At 44.4% G+C, this 18563-nt stretch carries 20 protein-coding genes; 13 read left to right on the top strand and 7 right to left on the bottom strand.

The genetic code is table 11. The features are described 5' to 3' along the window. Positions 1-33 precede the first annotated feature (33 nt). Positions 34-489, bottom strand: coding sequence for a helix-turn-helix domain-containing protein (locus F6J94_RS02635; RefSeq protein ID WP_293018617.1), 456 nt, complete (start codon positions 487-489; stop codon positions 34-36). 254 nt (positions 490-743) lie between these two features. On the opposite strand from F6J94_RS02635, the gene F6J94_RS02630 reads away from it, so the two are divergent. Beyond that, positions 744-1718 (top strand): M48 family metallopeptidase, encoded by a 975-nt coding sequence (locus F6J94_RS02630; RefSeq protein ID WP_075904318.1) that lies wholly within the window; start codon positions 744-746, stop codon positions 1716-1718. Positions 1719-1837: 119 nt separating this feature from the next. Here F6J94_RS02630 and F6J94_RS02625 read toward each other — a convergent pair whose 3' ends face one another. Continuing rightward, positions 1838-2077 carry a hypothetical protein gene (locus F6J94_RS02625; protein WP_293036600.1) on the bottom strand — a complete coding sequence of 80 codons (240 nt, stop codon included), beginning with the start codon at positions 2075-2077 and terminating at the stop codon, positions 1838-1840. 42 nt (positions 2078-2119) lie between these two features. On the opposite strand from F6J94_RS02625, the gene F6J94_RS02620 reads away from it, so the two are divergent. Beyond that, positions 2120-2308: a hypothetical protein gene (locus tag F6J94_RS02620; protein ID WP_293036598.1), complete on the top strand. Its 189-nt coding sequence runs from the start codon at positions 2120-2122 to the stop codon at positions 2306-2308. On the opposite strand, the gene larC is transcribed toward F6J94_RS02620, so the two are convergent. Next, positions 2249-3688 (bottom strand): nickel pincer cofactor biosynthesis protein LarC, encoded by a 1440-nt coding sequence (larC, locus tag F6J94_RS02615; RefSeq protein ID WP_293036596.1) that lies wholly within the window; start codon positions 3686-3688, stop codon positions 2249-2251. The two genes, F6J94_RS02620 and larC, sit on opposite strands and share 60 nt — an antisense overlap. A 282-nt stretch (positions 3689-3970) precedes the next feature. Between larC and F6J94_RS02610 the strand changes: the two genes are divergently transcribed. The 3 genes from F6J94_RS02610 (at position 3971) to F6J94_RS02600 (ending at position 7346) form a co-directional block, all read left to right on the top strand. Then, positions 3971-4612: an L-threonylcarbamoyladenylate synthase gene (locus tag F6J94_RS02610; protein ID WP_293036594.1), complete on the top strand. Its 642-nt coding sequence runs from the start codon at positions 3971-3973 to the stop codon at positions 4610-4612. A 447-nt stretch (positions 4613-5059) separates the two neighbouring features. After that, on the top strand, positions 5060-6268 hold the full coding sequence (locus tag F6J94_RS02605; protein ID WP_293018641.1) for a HetZ-related protein: 1209 nt from the start codon (positions 5060-5062) through the stop codon (positions 6266-6268). A 367-nt stretch (positions 6269-6635) separates the two neighbouring features. Beyond that, positions 6636-7346 carry a PHP domain-containing protein gene (locus F6J94_RS02600; protein ID WP_293036591.1) on the top strand — a complete coding sequence of 237 codons (711 nt, stop codon included), beginning with the start codon at positions 6636-6638 and terminating at the stop codon, positions 7344-7346. Positions 7347-7572: 226 nt separating this feature from the next. Here the strand turns inward: F6J94_RS02600 and F6J94_RS02595 are convergent, their stop codons facing one another. Then, positions 7573-8709: a zinc ABC transporter substrate-binding protein gene (locus F6J94_RS02595; RefSeq protein ID WP_293036589.1), complete on the bottom strand. Its 1137-nt coding sequence runs from the start codon at positions 8707-8709 to the stop codon at positions 7573-7575. A 124-nt stretch (positions 8710-8833) separates the two neighbouring features. Here F6J94_RS02595 and F6J94_RS02590 point away from each other — a divergent pair, with 124 nt between their 5' ends. The 4 genes from F6J94_RS02590 to F6J94_RS02575 all read left to right on the top strand — a co-directional run bounded on the left by F6J94_RS02590 (position 8834) and on the right by F6J94_RS02575 (position 11464). After that, positions 8834-9553, top strand: coding sequence for a metal ABC transporter ATP-binding protein (locus tag F6J94_RS02590; RefSeq protein ID WP_293018602.1), 720 nt, complete (start codon positions 8834-8836; stop codon positions 9551-9553). Between the two features lie 169 nt (positions 9554-9722). Then, a complete protein-coding gene (locus F6J94_RS02585) occupies positions 9723-10205 on the top strand; it encodes a DUF2656 domain-containing protein (RefSeq protein WP_293018600.1) in 483 nt (160 codons plus the stop codon). 216 nt (positions 10206-10421) lie between these two features. Then, the gene (locus tag F6J94_RS02580; protein WP_293036586.1) at positions 10422-10574 is read left to right on the top strand and encodes a hypothetical protein; all 153 of its coding nucleotides are present in this window, start codon (positions 10422-10424) and stop codon (positions 10572-10574) included. Then, entirely contained in the window at positions 10571-11464 is an 894-nt protein-coding gene (locus F6J94_RS02575) for a metal ABC transporter permease (protein WP_293036584.1), read from the top strand. Before F6J94_RS02580 ends, F6J94_RS02575 begins: the two co-directional genes overlap by 4 nt. 462 nt (positions 11465-11926) lie before the next feature. On the opposite strand, the gene F6J94_RS02570 is transcribed toward F6J94_RS02575, so the two are convergent. Next, entirely contained in the window at positions 11927-12262 is a 336-nt protein-coding gene (locus tag F6J94_RS02570; protein ID WP_293036583.1) for a XisI protein, read from the bottom strand. Positions 12263-12497: 235 nt separating this feature from the next. Here F6J94_RS02570 and F6J94_RS02565 point away from each other — a divergent pair, with 235 nt between their 5' ends. Together F6J94_RS02565 and F6J94_RS02560 are read left to right on the top strand one after the other, a co-directional pair. Beyond that, a complete protein-coding gene (locus tag F6J94_RS02565; RefSeq protein WP_293026920.1) occupies positions 12498-13139 on the top strand; it encodes an LON peptidase substrate-binding domain-containing protein in 642 nt (213 codons plus the stop codon). Positions 13140-13148: 9 nt separating this feature from the next. Continuing rightward, the gene (locus F6J94_RS02560; protein WP_293036581.1) at positions 13149-13301 is read left to right on the top strand and encodes a hypothetical protein; all 153 of its coding nucleotides are present in this window, start codon (positions 13149-13151) and stop codon (positions 13299-13301) included. Here the strand turns inward: F6J94_RS02560 and pheA are convergent. Beyond that, complete coding sequence (gene pheA / locus F6J94_RS02555; protein WP_293036579.1) at positions 13298-14158, bottom strand: prephenate dehydratase; 861 nt, start codon at positions 14156-14158, stop codon at positions 13298-13300. The genes F6J94_RS02560 and pheA overlap by 4 nt on opposite strands. Before the next feature lie 622 nt (positions 14159-14780). Between pheA and cobJ the strand changes: the two genes are divergently transcribed. Further along, positions 14781-16700 (top strand): precorrin-3B C(17)-methyltransferase, encoded by a 1920-nt coding sequence (cobJ, locus tag F6J94_RS02550; protein WP_367142148.1) that lies wholly within the window; start codon positions 14781-14783, stop codon positions 16698-16700. Positions 16701-16862: 162 nt separating this feature from the next. On the opposite strand, the gene F6J94_RS02545 is transcribed toward cobJ, so the two are convergent. Beyond that, entirely contained in the window at positions 16863-17279 is a 417-nt protein-coding gene (locus tag F6J94_RS02545) for a hypothetical protein (protein WP_293036577.1), read from the bottom strand. Between the two features lie 411 nt (positions 17280-17690). Between F6J94_RS02545 and F6J94_RS02540 the strand changes: the two genes are divergently transcribed. Further along, positions 17691-18536, top strand: coding sequence for an alpha/beta fold hydrolase (locus F6J94_RS02540; RefSeq protein WP_293036657.1), 846 nt, complete (start codon positions 17691-17693; stop codon positions 18534-18536). Positions 18537-18563 lie beyond the last annotated feature (27 nt).

Below are 18563 nucleotides of genomic sequence, written 5' to 3'. Positions count from 1 at the left end.
TGAAATTTTGATGAAACGACCTTTACGTTTGTCCTAAGCACCACTGGCCGGAAAACTGCCACCGATAAAGTGAATATCACTGAAGGTTTCGATCCACAGACGAGCTCCACAATCAAGAGGGTTATCCGGCTGATACACAATCCTACACGGACCGAGGATTTCTACCTGGTTGCCATAGGTATTGTCGCCACTTCGTTTTACCGAAATCACTGGCAGCCGCTCTTCACGGCTTTTGTGGTTATTGGAGCCAATCCGATTACGATTGACATTAATTTTCGCTAAAGCAGGAGGACGACTTTTACGCCAAGTTCCTTTCGGTCCCCGGTTCTTCTTGGTAATTTGTGGCAGATAGTTGAACAGGGGAATAATCCAGAACTTACCGCTTTTATAAGCACCCCTTACTCTACCGGAGTCAAGCAATTGCCGTAATCGTCGAGGAGAAATACCCAACAGAGATGCTGCTTCAGTAGTACCAACACACTTGTTCATAAGTTAATTTTCCTCTCACTTCCTTTACTCTTCCGATATCAGTATTATAACGAATCATCAAAGAATTGGCAAGGACACAACCCAGATTTAGGTGTTAGGTTTTAGGTATTAGGTTCTGGGTTTTGGGTTTTGGGTTTATTACTTATTCCTAGTATTTAAACCTAGTTAGGACTTAAGCCTAGTACCTAATGTCTAATCTCTAATGCCTAAAGCCTAAAGCCTAAAGAAATAGACCACTAAAGTACTGGACTACTATGGCCACCTATCCCGGAATTTCCAGCGACGCCTTCAAGCACCCCCTTGACCAACAAGCGGAGCAAGCTTTACGCAGTGTCCCTGGTTTTGACTTAGTTTCTCGTAAGTTTGTGGAATTTCTTTACGAGCGTCCCCAGTTTGTCTATCTTATGGGCAACAGTATCCAAGTCGGACCGCGCCAGTATGCTAATATTTATCACTTATTCCGAGAATGTGTTCGGGATTTAGATGTAAATCCCGAACCAGCCCTATTTGTTAGTCAAAACGCTCAGGTTAATAGCTATGCTTTAGGTCAAGATAATCCTTACATCGTTATCAACACTGGCTTATTAGACTTACTGAATGAAGCAGAAATCCGTACTATCCTGGCTCACGAATTAGGACATATCAAGTGCGGTCACACCATCTTAATTCAGATGGCGATGTGGGCAATGAATGCTGCCTCTATGTTAAGTGAAATGACCTTTGGCTTAGGGAATATCGTCAGCACTGGCTTAATTTTCGCCTTTTATGAATGGCGTCGCAAAGCTGAATTATCCGCTGACCGTGCTGCTTTACTAGTGATAGATGACCTGAAGACTGTGATGCAAACGATGATGAAAGTGTCTGGTGGCAGTGCTAAGCATCTACAGGAATGCAGTCTTGATGAATTTATCCGTCAATCAGAAAATTATCAAGAACTAGACCAAGACAGTCTGAATCAAATCTATAAGTTCTTACTCTATAATGGTGGTATTAATCGTCAATTTCTGAGCCATCCCTTTCCAGTTGAACGCATACACTACCTGCGAAAGTGGGCAATTTCAGAGGAATATCGTCAAATTTGTCAGGGTAATTATCAACGTGTTACCAAAAAGGGAGCAGTTGACGTTGACTCGAATCCACCATCGAACAACTCAGTCAATGAAGCGGAACAGTTGCAGCGTCAAATCCAGGAATTGCAACGGGAAATTAATCGCATTAAGAATAAGTAAGAGGGAACAGGGAATAGGGAACAGGGAATAGTGGAAAGAGGTCGTATTCATAAAATTTTGTTAGGTGCGCTCTTACCATTAATAATTAAATTCGCCACGGGTCGCACCTGTTGAATAGGCTAATTTTCCTGTCTTGGAATCAATAGCAGTAGAGTGGGCATCCTGCCCGCCCAAAAATAAGCATGAAACTGGCAAGATGCCATTTCCACACTCAAAAATAAGCATGAAACTGGCAAGATGCCAGTTCCACGCCCGAAAATAAGCATGAAACTGGCAAGATGCCAGTTCCACGCCCAAAAATAAGCATGAAACTGGCAAGATGCCATTTCCACACTCAAAAATAAGCATGAAACTGGCAAGATGCCAGTTCCACGCCCGAAAATAAGCATAAAACTGGCAAGATGCCAGTTCCACGCCCGAAAATAAGCATGAAACTGGCAAGATGCCAGTTCCACGCCAGATGCCCATTCCACCGATCGCACCGCTCCCGACTCCCGACCCCCGACTCCCTGCTCCCTACTCCCTACTCCCTACTCCCTACTCCCTGCTCCCTTTGCTCCATGTTGAGAATACCAAGCACAGAGTGCTAAGTGATGTACTTCTAACCAAGAGCAGTTATTGTCCTTGGCTAACTTAGCGCAATCTTGGTATTCTGGGTGGACATTCATAATCGTTTTGTGAGGTGAGCGATCGCTCCAAGCCACTTTCACACTAATTTGGCCATACTTAGTCTGTACCTGCTGGATTTCCCGAGGTAAGATCGCTCGTTGCTGAGTTAGACGTCGCACTCCTAAGGTAGTGGTTTCTCGGAATAATACTGCCTGACAGGCGTCTAGATCTTGAGGATGACAGATGACACTGAGCAGGATACCTGGTCGAGATTTCTTCATGCCAATAGCTTGAGTAAACACATCCACAGCACCAGCGTTAAATAACTCCTGGAATACATAGCCAATGGCTTGAGGATTGAGGTCATCTATTTGAGTCTCTAGCACTGAGATAGTTTCTAGGGAAGAGTTAGCAGAAGAAGAGTTAGCAGAAAGGGATGACTGGTGTAGGCTTTGTGGGGGTAAGTTTGACGGTTTAACCTTGAACTTGCTAAGCTTGACGGCTTCTGAGGACTCACCAATCCACAATCGCAACATATTGGGAATGGGTAATTGTCGAGAACCGGCACCATTACCTATTTTTTGGATAGTCATTGCTGGTGGTGAACCAAAGCTAGTGGCTAAGGTAACGGCAATAGCTGCTCCTGTTGGTGTTACTAATTCCCGTTCAATCCCATTACTGTAAACTGGCACCTGACGGGATTCCCACAATTTCAGTACTGCTGGTACTGGCACCGGTAGGCGACCATGAGCTGCCCATACTGTCCCGCCACCAGTGGGCAGTGGAGAACAATAGATTTGATCAATTCCTAGCCAATCTAAGCCTAAGCAAGTACCAACTATATCGATAATGGCATCGGTAGCGCCTACTTCATGGAAGTGAACCTTGTCTGGGGAAATACCATGAACAGCTCCTTCGGCTTCTGCTAGTTTCCGGAAGATAGCAAGACTCCACTGGCATACTCTTGAGGGTAATTTTGCTGCTGTAATTAATTTCTCTATGTCTGGTAAGTGTCGTGTGGGATGATGATGATGATTAAGCTCAGGTGTACTGATATCTCTTATCCCTGACCTGTGTTCATGGTGGTGTTCATGGCCGCGTTCATGGTGGTGTTCATGGCCGTGTTCCTGTTGATGGTGATCATGCTGATGGTCTTGATCTGGTAAATCTACATGAACTTTGGTTGCCAACTGACCATTGTGGTGTACTTGGCTAAGTCTTAAGTGATACTCTTGCTCAATTCCGAGTCTTGCTAGCTTTTCCACTAAATATTCCCACGGTACACCCGCAGAAACTAGTGCTCCTAGGCACATATCACCAGCAATTCCAGTGGGACAATCTAAGTAAGCTAGCTTTGTCATTCTAGATCCTATTGATTAAGACAAATTAATTAAAACAAATTAATTAAGACAAAAGGATTTGGAGCAATTCATCCTCCACAAACCCTACAGGTCTAGATCAGGGAATTATGGCCAGATCTTGCTAACTATACTGACCTCTGAGTCAGAAAAAGCCAAACTGGCAACACACTTAGGTGGCAGTAGTTTTTAATCCTTTAGCAGAACCGTGTCTATGTCTGGCCTTGGTGAATTTTCCCAAGGTTAGGCTTTAGCAATTCAATATTGAGGAATTCAACAATATTTATGGCTACTATTTATACTATCCATCCGGAAACACCTCAAATACGTCGAATAGAGAAAATAAGAGAGTATCTCGAAGATGGTGCAGTGATGCTCTATCCCACTGACACTGTCTATGCAATTGGTTGTGATTTACATGTGAAGTCCGCAGTGCAACGAGTTAGGCGTTTGAAGCAACTATCCAATGATAAACCCCTGACGTTTTTGTGTTCGTCTCTGTCCAATATTGCTAAATATGCTCGGGTAAGTGATCCAGCTTACCGAATTATGAAGCATTTGATTCCCGGACCGTATACGTTCTTGTTACCAGCAACCAAGTTAGTACCTAAGCTGGTGATGAGTCCCAATCGTAAAACTACTGGTATCCGAGTCCCAGATCATAACGTTTGTCAGGCGTTGCTTTCAGCTCTAGGTCATCCAATTATTTCTACCTCGGCTCATCTACCCAATCAGGATGGTGACACTCCGACGGTGGGATTGGAACGGGCTAAACTATTTGATGCTCTCGATGGTCTCGTAGACATCATTGTGGACAATGACTTAGAACCGGGATTTAAAGTCTCAACTATCCTCGACCTGACTGGTTCAGAACCGATGATGGTGCGGCAGGGTTTGGGATGGGATAAAGCGATCGCTTGGATTTAGCTAGTGCTTTAGCTAGTTATTTAGCTAGTGATTAACTAGTCAGCTCAGGTTGGGTCATGAGAGTATCAAGCACCCTATGACTACAAGAAAACGTTAGTCGTTTACGGAAAAGTCATCACTAGTTCAGTCAGTTTCTGGATTGACCACTCCTCAGGTTTTGGTCATCCTGAATCAGCTTGATGCTGGAAAGTCTTGAACGCTATATCTAGTAAGGATTTCAGCCTTAGGTAATCCGACGGAAACTACAGGAGTGCTGGGGGTCACAACTAGTCAGCTTAGAGTAGTCACACACTCACCCGACCAGGGCTAGACTCACGAGTCTACATTTAGGGTGGACAAGGACAAAGGACAGCGGACCACTCCAAGGTTTGTAGATCACATTCACACACATTTCCTCTGTTGCTTGTTTCATGGCAATTCTGTGAATCTATTTTTGGGGGCAATACCATGCAAGTCAAAACTGTTACTAATAATCAAAATTCCGCTACTAATAATCAGGCTCCGGAAATTACTCTAGATCATCAAACCCAAAACTTGACCCAGGTCTTAGTGGAGGAAATCCAGTCGGAAATTGGAGCTAAATCCAGGAGTATTCAAGCGGTTGCCCACCGGATCACCTTGGAGGTAGAACGGATTTGCACTAAGAGCGATCGCATCCAGAATTCCGGTGAAATTGATACTTGGAAGTTTAATCTAGCACGTCACCGACTGCACAAATGTCTTTCATACTACAAACTAGGTTCTCGGCAGGGTCGTGTCGAACTCCATAGTAACCTCAGTACCATGGTTTATCGCCATGTGGCACCGTCCCAATCTCAGTTAAACTTTTCCGCTCGATACAATTTGATTGAGGACTTTTTACAGGACTTTTACGCTGAGTGCCTCAAAGCTTTCCGCCGGGAAAATCCTGTGGATTCTGACTACACTCCCCGTACCCAGCTAGAACTAGCGGAGTACATGGGCTTTAGTGAGCAATATGCTAAGCGGCGCATTACCCTACGTGGTCGCGGTAGCCAGCAGTTGATTGTACTCAGAGCACAAAGCTTTGCCCGACGGCAGCCTAATGAAACCCCTGTGGATATTGAACAGGCTGTGGAGTATGGTAGGGATGAAGAAGCCCAAGAGCACAACCGTTCAGCTACTGCACAACAGGTACGCTCAAACCTGATTGAGAAAACCATTGACCCCAGCGATGCTGTTTTACGCGATCGCATTATCTCCGAGTTGATCAAATACCTAGAGTCTAACGGTCATAATGACTGTGCTGATTATCTGGTGCTAAAGCTGCAAGACCTGGCTGCACCAGAGATTGACGAAATCATGGGTCTAACACCCCGTCAGCGGGATTATCTACAACAGCGCTTTAAGTACCATGTAGAAAAGTTCTCTCGTTCAGCTCAGTGGAAACTGGTACACCAATGGCTAGGAGCAGACCTGGATCAAAAACTAGGGATGTCATCGAAGCAGTGGGAGGTCTTTGTGGCCCAACTCGATAGCCAACAGCTAGCGTTACTGCCCCTCAAACAGGCGCAAAAGAGTGATCAAGAAATTTCCAAAGCCCTCAAGTGTACCCAAAAACAAGTGCAAAAGCGCTGGACTAAGGTTTTGGAACTAGCTTGGAAGACTCGTAACTCAGAAATTCGCCATGGCAATTAGACTTACATCTCCTTCTGGAACTAAGTAAGGAGGAGAGTTAGGTAAAGCTTAAGTAGTTAAGCCAACACCGACAAAGTATTAAGTTTGCTAAGGTTATGTTAACAACTGAAAACTCGTACCGCGTATTTCTATTTATTTTTATTCTAGGTTTTAGGCTAATGGAGTTCGGGATTAGGTACAGCAGGGGCAGTTGACAGCCTCCGTTCTCAAGTCGGGGCGCTTCATATGCTTGTCAGAAGCATAGAGCGATTTAACCTAGAGCGATTCAACCTAGAGCGATTCAACCATTGGCCTAGACCCTTAAAAGTATTTCGCGGCTGCAGATCCAATCTGGTCAATCAACCAATAGTCATTACAGTAAGTATCTATGGTAGTCAATATTGCTCAAGGGTCTGCTTCACCAAAGATAGCAGCAAAAAATCAACAAGCTCTCCGGCAAGTGTGGGAAACGATTGAGCCTGATAGCTGTCCCTATCGCTACAATTTCCATATGCACACGATTTACTCTGATGGTCGGCTCAAACCGGAAGAGTTGATCAAGCAAGCAATTAACATTGGTCTTAAGGGATTTGCCATCACCGATCACCACTCCGTTAGTGGTTATCAAGTTGCTCAAGCTTGCATAGAAAAATGGCAGCAGGAGCCATCTTTCTGTGATTCATTACCCCACTTCTGGACTGGTGTCGAAATTACCGCCAACCTCCTGGATGATGACATTCATATCCTTGGCTATGCTTTTGAGCCAGAACATCCTAGTTTAAAGCGCTATTTCACTGGAACCGCACCGACCGGTGATCATGCTGAGGCTGGTGCAGTGATTGATGCTATCCATCAGGCCGGTGGTTTAGCAGTGTTGGCTCATCCAGCCCGTTACCGTAAGTCAGCAGATGAGTTAATTACTGCTATAGCCAACTTAGGGATTGATGGTGTTGAAACTTACTATGCCTACACCAATCCTGAACCCTGGCAACCTAGTCCAAAACAAACTAAACAGGTGAAGCAGTTGAGTGCTACCTACAATCTATTTAATACCTGTGGCACTGATACTCATGGGTTAAGCTTGCTCAAGCGTATTTGAAAGAAAGATCTCATTAGACTCCTTTGCTTGTAGTTAATTTAGGGAGCAGGGAGCTTCGGAGCAGCGGATCTGGGCAGAAATAAGAGATAACTTCGGAATAGGTAAAAAATCCTGGCTAAGCAGGTGCGCAAAATTAATTACACATTTTCCCAAACTCAAAGTCTTACAATGTAAAGGTTACAGAGATTGGGAGTAGGTAATTAATTCTGCGATCGTTGCTTATATATCAGTTAGCAGCTTTGCCATCAAAAGAAGAACAATTTCCCCCCAAACCATCCACAATGGCACAGGTATTGCTAGTAATCATGCCAATATAATTTCCAGTATCACTCCCTTTTTCTCCTAGACCATCAGCCAATAACTTTTGGTCTGAGAGTTTAACCTTTGCTTCTCTGGCGACAGTGCCAATAACCTTATCATTTGCTGTTACTTCAGCGAAAATTGTTGGTACCTTACTTTTCTTAATCTTCTGTACCAGTTCTTTCACCCGTGCTGCTGTCGGTGCTTCTTCTCCGCTAATCCCTTGCAACGCATCAGAATCAGAAAAACCGTAAGCGTTAATGTAGTACCCTAGGCCATCATGGGTAGTAATTAGTTGGCGTTGCCCTTTGGGTATGGTGGCAACTTGTGCTTTGACCCAAGCATCCAACTGTTCAAGCTTTGTGGTTAGCTGTTTGGCATTCTTAGCATACAATTCCTGATCATCTGGGTTAAGTGCTGCCAGTTGGCTACGAATTACTTCCACCATCTTGATAACATTTTGGACATTATGCCAAATATGGGGGTCGGGCTCTAGTTCCTCATCACTGTGAGCTGATCCTGTCTTTTCTTCCTCATGGTCATGGTCATGGTGATCATCATGGTGATCATCATGGTCATCCTTATGGTCATCCTTATGGTCATCCTTATGGTCATCCTTATGGTCATCCTTATGGTCATCCTTTTCTTGCTCGTGATCATGGTGGTGATGTGCGTCCGCCATAATTGGATTAGGCACAGCTTGATCATGCACTGCTATTTTAGGAGCTGGTGTATTAGTGGCTTGAACTAATTTAATAATTTCTGGTTCAAAGTCGTAGCCACCGTATAGAACTAGTTGGGCTTGCTCTAGGGATTGGCGAGCTAAGGTCGTAGCTTTGTAGCTATGAGGGTCTTGACCTGGTTCAATCAGACAGGTCATATCAATGGTATCTTGGGCAATTTCTGTTGTTAAGTCACAAAGCACACTGTAGGATGCTACCACTAGTGGCTTCTCCCTTGACGAGGTTTCGGTGCTTTGACTACAACCACCTAGTGCTACCCCAAGGGCGAGAGCAGCACTAGCTAAGAGCGTCCGAAGTTTAACTGGTAAGGGTTTGAGCATAGATCAACCCGTTTAAATTAGTAGGAATCAAGAACAAGAATCATTTTACAAGGCTTAGATGAGAACGACAATCACTTGCAGCCACGCTACACTATGATAGTGGTAGTCGTTTTCACAAAACCTAATGTTAGAAGTCCATAACCTAGGAGTCTGTTACCGAGACACTTGGGCTATTTGTGATATATCCTTCTCCCTCCAGCCAGGACAATTAACTGGCTTACTGGGACCCAATGGTGCTGGTAAAAGTACTATGGTGAAGGCGATGCTGGGACTAATTCCAGCAGTGAAGGGGGTAGTGAAATTGGCAGCCCGTCCCCTGAGGAGTCAATTAAAACGAGTCGCTTATGTTCCTCAGCGATCGCAAATTGATTGGGACTATCCGATTACGGTATGGAATGTAGTGATGATGGGTCGTACAGTCCACACCGGTTGGTTTAGGTCTCCTAGTCGTCAATCTAGAGAAATTGTTAAGGATGCGTTAGAACGGGTGGGCATGTTCGAGTATCGCCACCGTCAAATTGGCGAACTCTCTGGTGGACAGCAGCAGCGGGTATTTTTAGCGCGGGCTCTAGCTCAACAAGCCGAGTTATTATTTTTTGATGAGCCATTTGTGGGTATCGACAAAAAGACGGAAGAGATTATTTTTGAGGTTTTTAGTGAACTTAAATCCCAAGACAAAACCTTACTAGTGATCAGCCATGACTTAGGAGAAACCTTAGCTCATTATGATCAACTCCTGTTATTGAATAAGCAACTGATTGCTGTGGGTTCAAGGGCCCAAGTGCTGACACCAGAAAACCTGAGCAAGGCTTATGGTAAGGTGATGACTTTGCTCACAGATTGAGGGCTGAGTGTTGAGTGCTTAGTTCTGAGTGCGGAGTGCGCTAACTCGGTCAGTCCCAAAGTCCGAGAGTCATACGTGTTAGGGTTCATTGTTCACCAATGAACCCAACCTAATATATACTGATCCTTGCTGGGCTGGAAAATTGATCAAGCAGGATATCACAGGACTCATGACTGACTCTCAAACTGGTCGGATGTTGCTTTCCCATAATTTTGAACTATCAGACGATAGTTTTCCTGAACTAAACCGGGAAGAATTTACTCAGGTATTTGCTGAAGGATTAAGTAACTATCCATCGTTAAGCTGTCGTAAATTAGATCATCCCCATTGGATGGTTGAAATTTTATTCCCTACTCAAGAGTTTACCCCACCTCAAGTTGGAGAATTGTGCGCTAAAGCTCTAGACGAGAAGCGGATTAGTCAAAAAAAGGGGAATTTTCTGCCAGATATCTTAATATTAGGAGGTTTAAAGAAAACTCCACCCTTAAGTAATTCTCCTGATACTCTCCAAACGGGAGAATGGGGAGTTGATGTTGTAGAAACTACCTCAGCAGCTCAATTTTTAACAGCCCTAGGATGGGAAGAAAAAACAGCTGGTAAAACTATTGAGAATGTTTTCAAGATTGAAAAAATAAATAATACTGCATCCTAACGTTACAGCAGTTTTAAATTGGGTGAGGTACAAATTATTTGCTTTTAGGGAGCAGGGAGCAGGGAGCAGGGAATAGGGAATAGGGAATAGGGAATAGGGAATAGGGAATAGGGAATAGGGAATAGGGAATAGAAAAAAAATCTGTGTACCTGATAATAGCTAGGAAAAGGCTGTAACTTGCTTATAATTAGTTAGTTATAATTATAGAGATCCTAAATGAATTGTGAGAATTTTTTATCGGAATTTCCCGACTCCCTACTCCCTACTCCCTACTCCCTATTCCCGACTCCCGACTCCCTACTCCCGACTCCCTACTCCCTACTCCCTACTCCCTACTCCCTACTCCCTACTCCCTTTTATTTAGTATGAATTGGCTGATTGAGCCCCTAGGTTTTGAATTTATGCGGAATGCGATCGCAACGGCTGTGCTGTTGGGGATATTAGGCGCAGTGGTAGGCAGCTACTTAATTGTACAACAAATGAGCCTGATTAGTAGTGTGATTGCCCATGCGGTTTTACCTGGTCTCTCAATCGCATTTTTTTTAGGAATAAATATCTCTATTGGTGCCTTGATTGCAGGTGTCCTTAGCGCTTTAGTTGTCGCGGTGATTCCTCAGCGTACGCGAGTCAAAGTGGATGCAGCAATGGCGTTGACTTTCAGCAGTTTTTTAGGCTTAGGAGTCATCCTAATTACGGTGCTGAAAACTAACCAACTTGACTTAGAAGATATTCTTTTTGGTGACATCTTAGGAGTGAGACCAGCCGATGTCTGGCAAACCCTGGTGATTACAGCAGTAATTTTACTATTAACAAAGTTGTTCTATAAAGAGCTATTATTCTATACTTTTGATCCTTTGGGAGCCCAAGCTAGCGGTTTACCGGTAAAACTAATTTATTTCGGGTTAATCTTGGCCATTACTCTCACCATTGTCGCCAGTATGCAGACGGTAGGGGTGTTGCTGGTTATTTCTCTGTTAATCGGACCCGCGACTACGGCTTATTTATTAGTCAAAGAATTACATCACATGATGGGTTTAGGCTCAATGATTGGAATTATTTCCAGTGTCAGTGGGATGTATATAAGCTATTATTTTAATTGGCCATCAGGTCCCGCTATTGTAATGGTAATCTTTGGCTTATTTTTCCTAGCATTTTTGTTTAGCCCAAGGCAAGGTATTCTCACGGAGCCAGCGATAGCAGGTCGCCCGGCTAAGTTATTGAATCTGCTGAAAGAATTATTGAGATTGAATCGAGGGTAAGCAATCAGCAATCAGCAATCAGCTATCAGCAATCAGCTATCAGCAATCAGCTATCAGCTATCAGCTATCAGCAATCAGCTATCAGCTATCAGCAATCAGCTATCAGCAATCAGCTATCAGCAATCAGCAATCAGCTATCAGCAATCAGCTATCAGCAATCAGCAGTCTCCTGATTTTGAGCGTAACTGGTTGAGTTGTGTCTATTTTATAGCGAAGTCTGAAGAAAAGTGACAGTTGTGCGACTAGGGAATTGCACTAGGAAGTATGCTGGAACTTGGTTGGGATTGCATTAATTGATTGCTGCTGACTATATTGCCACCTTAGCTGTTTATTCCTACACATTCCGCTATCAGCTAATTTGCTAAACCCACGGCATTGCTCAATAATGGAATGATGTTAAGAGTCTTGTGGAACGGGCATCTTGCCTGTTCCTGGCCGTACATCTGAGTAATACTTACTATCTTAAGCGACACCATAGTCAGTGTACTGACGTTTATAAGGAGCCTGTAAACCCAAGACAATATCTTCTCGTGGAACGCCCATTTCAACTAACTCCTCAGCAGGATTGAGATCTGTGAGATTTTGCTGGAGCCAAATTTTTCCGTCTTTGATATCTAAATGCACTATAGAACGGTAAATCCGATTACAATCTTCCCAACCCACATTCATCCACTGGTAATGATCCCGAACAGTGTCAAAAATTAGTTGTACTTCCACCTCATCATTAGAAATATCATCCTGGGCGTACTCGTTCAGTAATCTCTGAACGTACTCGCGGTATTGAGCTACTTTCTCCATTCAACAATCACCTCTTTCGCTGAATCATACACAATTATCAAGACCTGATACCGTTGTATCGCAGTTGGAAGTTATGACCGCTATTGCTGACAAGCTCAAGCCTACACTCCCCTACCCTCCTGACTGTAGCTAAGTCACTACAAAAGACTACAGGACGAATTATGCCTTGGAGTGTCAAACACAAAATCCGTTACAGTATGTAAATAAGCGAAGTTACCTTTTTAACCCAGGCACAATGGTATCCTCATCCTCGATTGCTGTCAGAGAACTCCCCATATTTCCCCTACCTGAAGTCGTTTTATTTCCTGGACGCCCTCTGCCGTTACACATTTTTGAATTTCGCTACCGAATCATGATGAACACGATTTTGGAGAGCGATCGCAGATTTGGTGTCTTAATGTGGGATCCTGTAAAACAGGAACCAGCTACAGTTGGCTGTTGCGCTGAAATTATTCACTTTCAGCGTCTTCCCGATGACCGGATGAAAATAGTAACGTTAGGTCAGCAGCGGTTTCGGGTCTTAGAGTACGTTCGTGAAAAGCCCTATCGGGTTGGACTAGTGGAATGGATTGAAGACCAGCCACCCGCTGAAGACCTCAGACCAAAGGCAAAAGAGGTGGCACAGTTATTGCGGGATGTTGTGCGTCTTTCCGCGAAGTTGACCAACCAGAAAATTGAGCTACCAGAAGACCTGCCCGATCTACCGATTGAGTTGTCTTACTGGGTTGCTAGCAATCTGTACGGTGTAGCCTTAGAACAACAGGCACTTTTAGAGACCCTGGACACCGCACAACGTCTAGAACGGGAAACAGAAATTCTCACTTCAACTCGCAATCACTTAGCAGCACGCACTGTACTCAAAGATGCATTGACTTAAGCTTTATCTATGAGGTACACAGGATTTTTTGCCAGATCCGCTGCTCTCGACTCCCGACTCCCGACTCCCGACTCCCGACTCCCTACTTCCATTAACCCAGAACGAAAGTACCTCACCCAATTAGTAACTGCTATAACAGTTTTGTTCACGGTTGACGGTTAACTGTTGAAAGTCAAATTATCAACATTTATGAGGGTGTAGCTGCCAAAAATCTTGAGGATTTCCTGATCAGGAATTATTTCCTCAAGAGCAGCTTTAAATAATGGTGCATAGAGATCTGATTCCAGTTCAATAAAGAATATGTACTCACCAAGTAATCGCTTGGTGGGACGAGACTCAATCCGACTTAAATTAATGCCTCGACGGGCAAATACCTGGAGTGGTTTAGACAATGATCCAGGTATATTAGCAGGAGGACTAAATGCTAAGGAGGTATGACTACCTCCAGGAGATGGCTTTAAACTCAGCACCCAAAATCGAGTGAAATTATCGGGATAGTCATTAATGTTAGATGCGAGTACTGGTAGAGTATAAAGCTTTGCTGCTCGTTCAGATGCGATCGCTGCTGCATTGTGATCTTTGTCCAAAAACTGTAGCGCTTCAGTAGTGGAGTTGGTAGGTACCAGTTGCACTGATGGCAGAAACTGCTCTAACCACCGCTGACACTGAGCCAGGGCTTGGGGATGGGAATAAACCGTTTTAATTTCTGCTATGGTTGATGCCCGTGACATCAGACAATGTCTGATTGGCAAAACCAGAGCCTGTTGGATTTGGAGCTGATCTAGTTGCCAAAGCCGATCTAGTGTCATGGCGACACTGCCTTCAATGGAATTCTCTACAGGTACCACTGCTAGATCAGCTTGTTGGTTAGCTACTGATTGTAAGGTTTGGGCAATGCTGGGATAAGGACACAACAGGGATTGCTGAGCCTGTTGTTTCTGGAGTCGCTCAGCATAAGCTGTGGCAGCGGCTTCTGTATAGGTTCCTGGTGGTCCGAGATAGGCAATAGAAACTGACATAATAGATAATATAATTTGAGTTGTGAACAGAATCGTTTAGGGAAGGGCAAGAGGCAATAGGCAATAGGCAAGAGTTAATAAAGTAGGCGTAGGGTGCGTTAGGGACGGGCTCCCCTTGATTTTCCCTCTCTTGATATCGGTTAAGAGAGCCCGGCCCGTAACGCACCACCGGGTCAAACATCATGCATTGAGATGCACCCAATAGGCATGCTAGCAAGAGTTAATCAAAAATTTCTATATAATTTTTGCTAATCTCAAAAACTGTAATCCTTGTCTTGATGCAGTAGCTATGATAATTTTTTGGTGTGATCATAAATCAGGATTGAGTTTGATGATATAGTTGAAAATGGTATCTAGATGATGCAGGTTTAATGGTCAGAAAGTAATTAATAATAAATTAGGATTAGATCAGATTTTTAGGTGTTTTGTATTGATCAAGAAGTTAACTGCAAACTCTTGACAAAAAATAGCCCTAAGTTAGTCAGTATATCAGTTATTAGTACCCGGGGTATTTTTAAGCTTGTTTGGTAATCGAGGAACCGATAAACAGCAAGCGCAAATAGTCTATTTTAAGAGTAAAGCAGGGTATCTTGATCTGCCCTAGTTAACGTTTATTTCTTTCATGATGGCATCGGTTTTTGAAAATTTCCAACCCCTAGCTGCGATCGCTACTACTCCTACTGGGGCTCAAATCCTGCAACCCCTTTGTCAAACTACTGGTGCAACCCTTTGGGTACCGAATTCTCTGAGCACCCTAGAACAGGTTGCTGTCTACAAGGGTTCCCTCAAAGACCACATTGCCTCCCTCTGGCAAAACCACCGTGCTTTGGTGTTTTGTTTGGCAGCCGGAGCAGTGGTGCGCTTAATTGCTCCTTTGTTAACGGATAAATCCAGTGATCCAGCGGTGGTGGTGGTTGATCAAGGGGGAGGTTTTGTAATTAGTTTGTGTAGTGGTCATCAAGGGGGGGCAGATCAACTGACACGGTTAATTGCTTCCCAACTCGACTCAACGCCTATTTTAACGGGAGCAGCAGCGGATTTAGGTCTACCTGGAGTTGATGTCTTAGGTATTCCCTTTGGCTGGTATCGGGGAGAAGGGGATTGGACTAGAGTAAGTGCTGTGGTTGCCCGTGGGGAAATAGTACAGGTAATTCAAGAGGCTGGTTCCACTCTTTGGCAAGCTCATCTTAGAGATGGACATCCTTTCTATTTCGGATTTCCAGAGGATAGCGCTACAACTGAATCCGAGTCTATCTCACCCAAAGCCAGGATTTGGATTAGTCCCACCCACCAGCAATTTTCCCCAGAATCGGATTTACCAAACGTCCAGTGGTATCCACGGGTACTGTGGGTGGGAATTGGCTGTGAGCGAGGGACATCGAAGCAGTTGATTGAAATGGCGATTCGGCAGACCTGTGAGGGTTATGGTTTATCAGAAAATGCGATCGCAGGAATTGCGACTATTGACCTGAAAGCCGATGAAGTCGGTATAGTGCAATTGTGCCAAGAGCGCCATTGGCCTTTACGGACTTTCCCAGCTGAGGTACTCCGTTCCGTAACTGTACCCAACCCATCGGATGTAGTGGCGGCAGAAGTTGGTACTGCCAGCGTTGCCGAAGCAGCAGCTCTGTATAGCGCTCAAGAGTTGAAAGTTAGCAAGTTGTTCGCGAACGTTGGCCAAAAGGCCACGCTTCCCGAACAACCTTTATTAGTTCCCAAACAAATAGTAAAATCAGCGAATCAACCAGGAGCAGTAACTGTAGCGATTGCTCAATCCCCAGTAGAATACACTGGACGTTTGGGGAAACTGTTGCTAGTGGGTATCGGTCCGGGGAATCTTGACCAAATAACTCCAGCCGCTAAAACGGCTATATCCAGCGCTGATGCTGTGATTGGTTATTCCCTCTATATCAATTTAATTGCAACCTTGCGACGTCCAGGACAAATTATCGAAGCGTTACCGATTACCCAAGAAACCCAACGAGCAAAACGTGCCATTGAACTGGCTGAGTGGGGATTAACGGTAGCAGTTGTTTCCTCTGGTGACTGCGGTATCTATGGTATGGCGGGGTTAGTCCTAGAAGAATTGCGCTCTAGGGGCTGGGATGGTAAGACACCCCAGGTGCAAGTGTTTCCAGGTATTACAGCCTTACAAGCTGCTGCCTCTCGTGTGGGAGCACCCCTGATGCATGATTTTTGTGCCATTAGTTTGAGTGACCTATTGACCCCTTGGCCAGTAATCGAAAAGCGTCTAGAAGCCTCAGCCGCAGCAGATTTTGTGACTGCGTTGTACAATCCGCGATCGCGTAATCGCACTGAGCAGATTGCGATCGCACAACGGATTTTTCTCAAGCATCGTAAACCTGATACCCCTGTAGCCATTGTGGTTTCCGCCTATCGAGAGGATGAAAAAATCACTCTCACAACTCTTGACAAAATGCTGGAAATACCCATTGATATGCTGACTATGGTGCTGATTGGTAATCAAAGCACTGATATTCATCAGGATTGGATGATTACACCACGGGGATATAAGGTTTAAGGTTATTTGTCAGAATTTAGAATTTAGAATTTAGAATTTAGGGCGTTGCTTAATAATGGAATGATTTTCAGAGTTTTGTGGAATGGGCATCTTTGTGGAACGGGCATCTTGCCTGTTTCATTTTCGGGCGTGCAGGATGATGCCCACCCTACTTCTATTCAATCACAGAAACAACTCAAACACCTGACGACAGAAATGTTTTAGCTTTTCCCCCACTTCAGCTGATGGCTGACAATTACCGATAATTTGCCAACGCTCCACTGTGGACAGTCGCCAAGCTTCTCCTTGATGGTTAAAGGCGGTCGCTTCCAAACCAATCAGCCGATGAGATTGATCTAACTGGTCTTTATGAAACCGAATCTGTAACAAAATACTTCGACTTTGGAAGCGTCTACTCCAGCCAGGGAAGTGAAAGCCAATGTCAATGGAGTTAGGATCCACCAGTTCTCGGGTTTCCGGGTCATTGGTCCAAGGCTTGAGGTCAGCCTTGGCATCAGGGAACTCAAACTTAAACAAATTGACAACAGCCGCAATTTTGGTAGTGACTTCTAAGCCGATTGCTTGTTCAGCTGCGTTCACGCCTAATCTCCTATGCTTAACTGGTAGTAACGTAATTTGTATCTTTTTATTACAACCTCAAACAAATCTACCCAATTATTTATAATAATTTATACTTTGAGTGTGAAATAGTGTAAAATTAAAAAGTTTAAGCAAAACCAGGATAAGGTCCTATGAGATAGGAGCATTTGCGATAACTTCCCCGCGTGCCCTACTTCCATCTTTCCCCCTGTTGATAAATCATTCTACTAAGTTGCCTAAGTTCCCACTCAGCGGTAAGCTCATATAGCAATCCCAGCTGAAAAGTGAACAGTAACAGTTCTTACTCAAAACTCAGCACTCAGCACTGACGAACTATTTTCAACAGAAGTATTGTTCACCAATCGATGAGGATTGCCACACTACAAGCAACAGCGTAAAGGCAAAACAACCGTGTCAATCAGTGAACAATCTATAGAAGTCGGGTCTTGGGAATGGTTCTATCGGGAAGCTAAACCAGTTGGCGATAGCGACAAAGTGCCAGTAATACTGCTTCATGGCTTACCATCCCAGAGTTTTTGCTGGTGTGAGATCATGCCAGATTTAGCTAAAGTAGGCTACGATGCGATCGCACCAGATTGGCTCGGTTCTGGATTATCCGCAAAACCGGATCGGCTTGACTTTCCCTACACACCAGATGCTTTCATTGAAGCCTTAGGCGATTTCCTTAAACACCTCGAAATCGAAAGGTTTTCGTTAGTTGTCCAAGGCTTTCTCGCCTCCGTGGGACTTCAATATGCCTTGCGTCACTCAGACCAGATTGAGCGTCTAGTGATTCTAAATACACCTGTCTCCTCGGCTGCCAAGTTACCCAGCAAGATGCAGCAATGGGGATGGCCATTCATCGGAGATATGTTAACCCAAGACCCCTTGTTAGTTGACCGAACTCTCGAAGGGGGGTCGCGCTATCGCATTGAAGACAACTATTTAGATCTCTATCGCAAGCCCTTCCTGAAAAGTTCCGATCCTGGACGTTCTCTGGTAGCGACCATCAAGAATATCCAGATGAACAAGTCTATGGCAGAAATTGAATCAGGTTTCCGCAACTGGGACAAGCCAACCTTAATTTTTTGGGGACTCAAAGACCCTTGGCTTCCGGTTGAGCAAGCTGAGCAATTTGCTAATCAGCTAAAGAATGGGGAATTGGTGAAGCTGGAGGAAGCTGGACATTACCCTCAGGAGCATTGGTCGAAGGAAATTAGTGAAATCCTAGTGCCGTTTCTACGACGCAAAGCTTGAACCATCTCGAATCGGGGATGGAGAGGT

The organism is Moorena sp. SIO1F2 (assembly GCF_010672755.1).
GTDB lineage: Bacteria > Cyanobacteriota > Cyanobacteriia > Cyanobacteriales > Coleofasciculaceae > Moorena.
This window is presented reverse-complemented; position numbering and strand designations above follow the sequence as displayed.

Excerpts from the sequence above, each read along its gene's own strand:
- F6J94_RS02610 (WP_293036594.1), top strand. The coding sequence starts at position 3,971 with ATGGCTACTATTTATACTATCCATCCGGAAACACCTCAAATACGTCGA.
- larC (WP_293036596.1), bottom strand. The coding sequence starts at position 3,688 with ATGACAAAGCTAGCTTACTTAGATTGTCCCACTGGAATTGCTGGTGAT.
- F6J94_RS02635 (WP_293018617.1), bottom strand. The coding sequence starts at position 489 with ATGAACAAGTGTGTTGGTACTACTGAAGCAGCATCTCTGTTGGGTATT.
- F6J94_RS02580 (WP_293036586.1), top strand. The coding sequence starts at position 10,422 with ATGAATTGTGAGAATTTTTTATCGGAATTTCCCGACTCCCTACTCCCT.
- F6J94_RS02585 (WP_293018600.1), top strand. The coding sequence starts at position 9,723 with ATGACTGACTCTCAAACTGGTCGGATGTTGCTTTCCCATAATTTTGAA.
- F6J94_RS02565 (WP_293026920.1), top strand. The coding sequence starts at position 12,498 with ATGGTATCCTCATCCTCGATTGCTGTCAGAGAACTCCCCATATTTCCC.
- cobJ (WP_367142148.1), top strand. The coding sequence starts at position 14,781 with ATGATGGCATCGGTTTTTGAAAATTTCCAACCCCTAGCTGCGATCGCT.
- F6J94_RS02600 (WP_293036591.1), top strand. The coding sequence starts at position 6,636 with ATGGTAGTCAATATTGCTCAAGGGTCTGCTTCACCAAAGATAGCAGCA.
- F6J94_RS02560 (WP_293036581.1), top strand. The coding sequence starts at position 13,149 with ATGAGGTACACAGGATTTTTTGCCAGATCCGCTGCTCTCGACTCCCGA.
- pheA (WP_293036579.1), bottom strand. The coding sequence starts at position 14,158 with ATGTCAGTTTCTATTGCCTATCTCGGACCACCAGGAACCTATACAGAA.
- F6J94_RS02605 (WP_293018641.1), top strand. The coding sequence starts at position 5,060 with ATGCAAGTCAAAACTGTTACTAATAATCAAAATTCCGCTACTAATAAT.
- F6J94_RS02595 (WP_293036589.1), bottom strand. The coding sequence starts at position 8,709 with ATGCTCAAACCCTTACCAGTTAAACTTCGGACGCTCTTAGCTAGTGCT.
- F6J94_RS02575 (WP_293036584.1), top strand. The coding sequence starts at position 10,571 with ATGAATTGGCTGATTGAGCCCCTAGGTTTTGAATTTATGCGGAATGCG.
- F6J94_RS02570 (WP_293036583.1), bottom strand. The coding sequence starts at position 12,262 with ATGGAGAAAGTAGCTCAATACCGCGAGTACGTTCAGAGATTACTGAAC.
- F6J94_RS02620 (WP_293036598.1), top strand. The coding sequence starts at position 2,120 with ATGCCAGTTCCACGCCCGAAAATAAGCATGAAACTGGCAAGATGCCAG.
- F6J94_RS02630 (WP_075904318.1), top strand. The coding sequence starts at position 744 with ATGGCCACCTATCCCGGAATTTCCAGCGACGCCTTCAAGCACCCCCTT.
- F6J94_RS02590 (WP_293018602.1), top strand. The coding sequence starts at position 8,834 with ATGTTAGAAGTCCATAACCTAGGAGTCTGTTACCGAGACACTTGGGCT.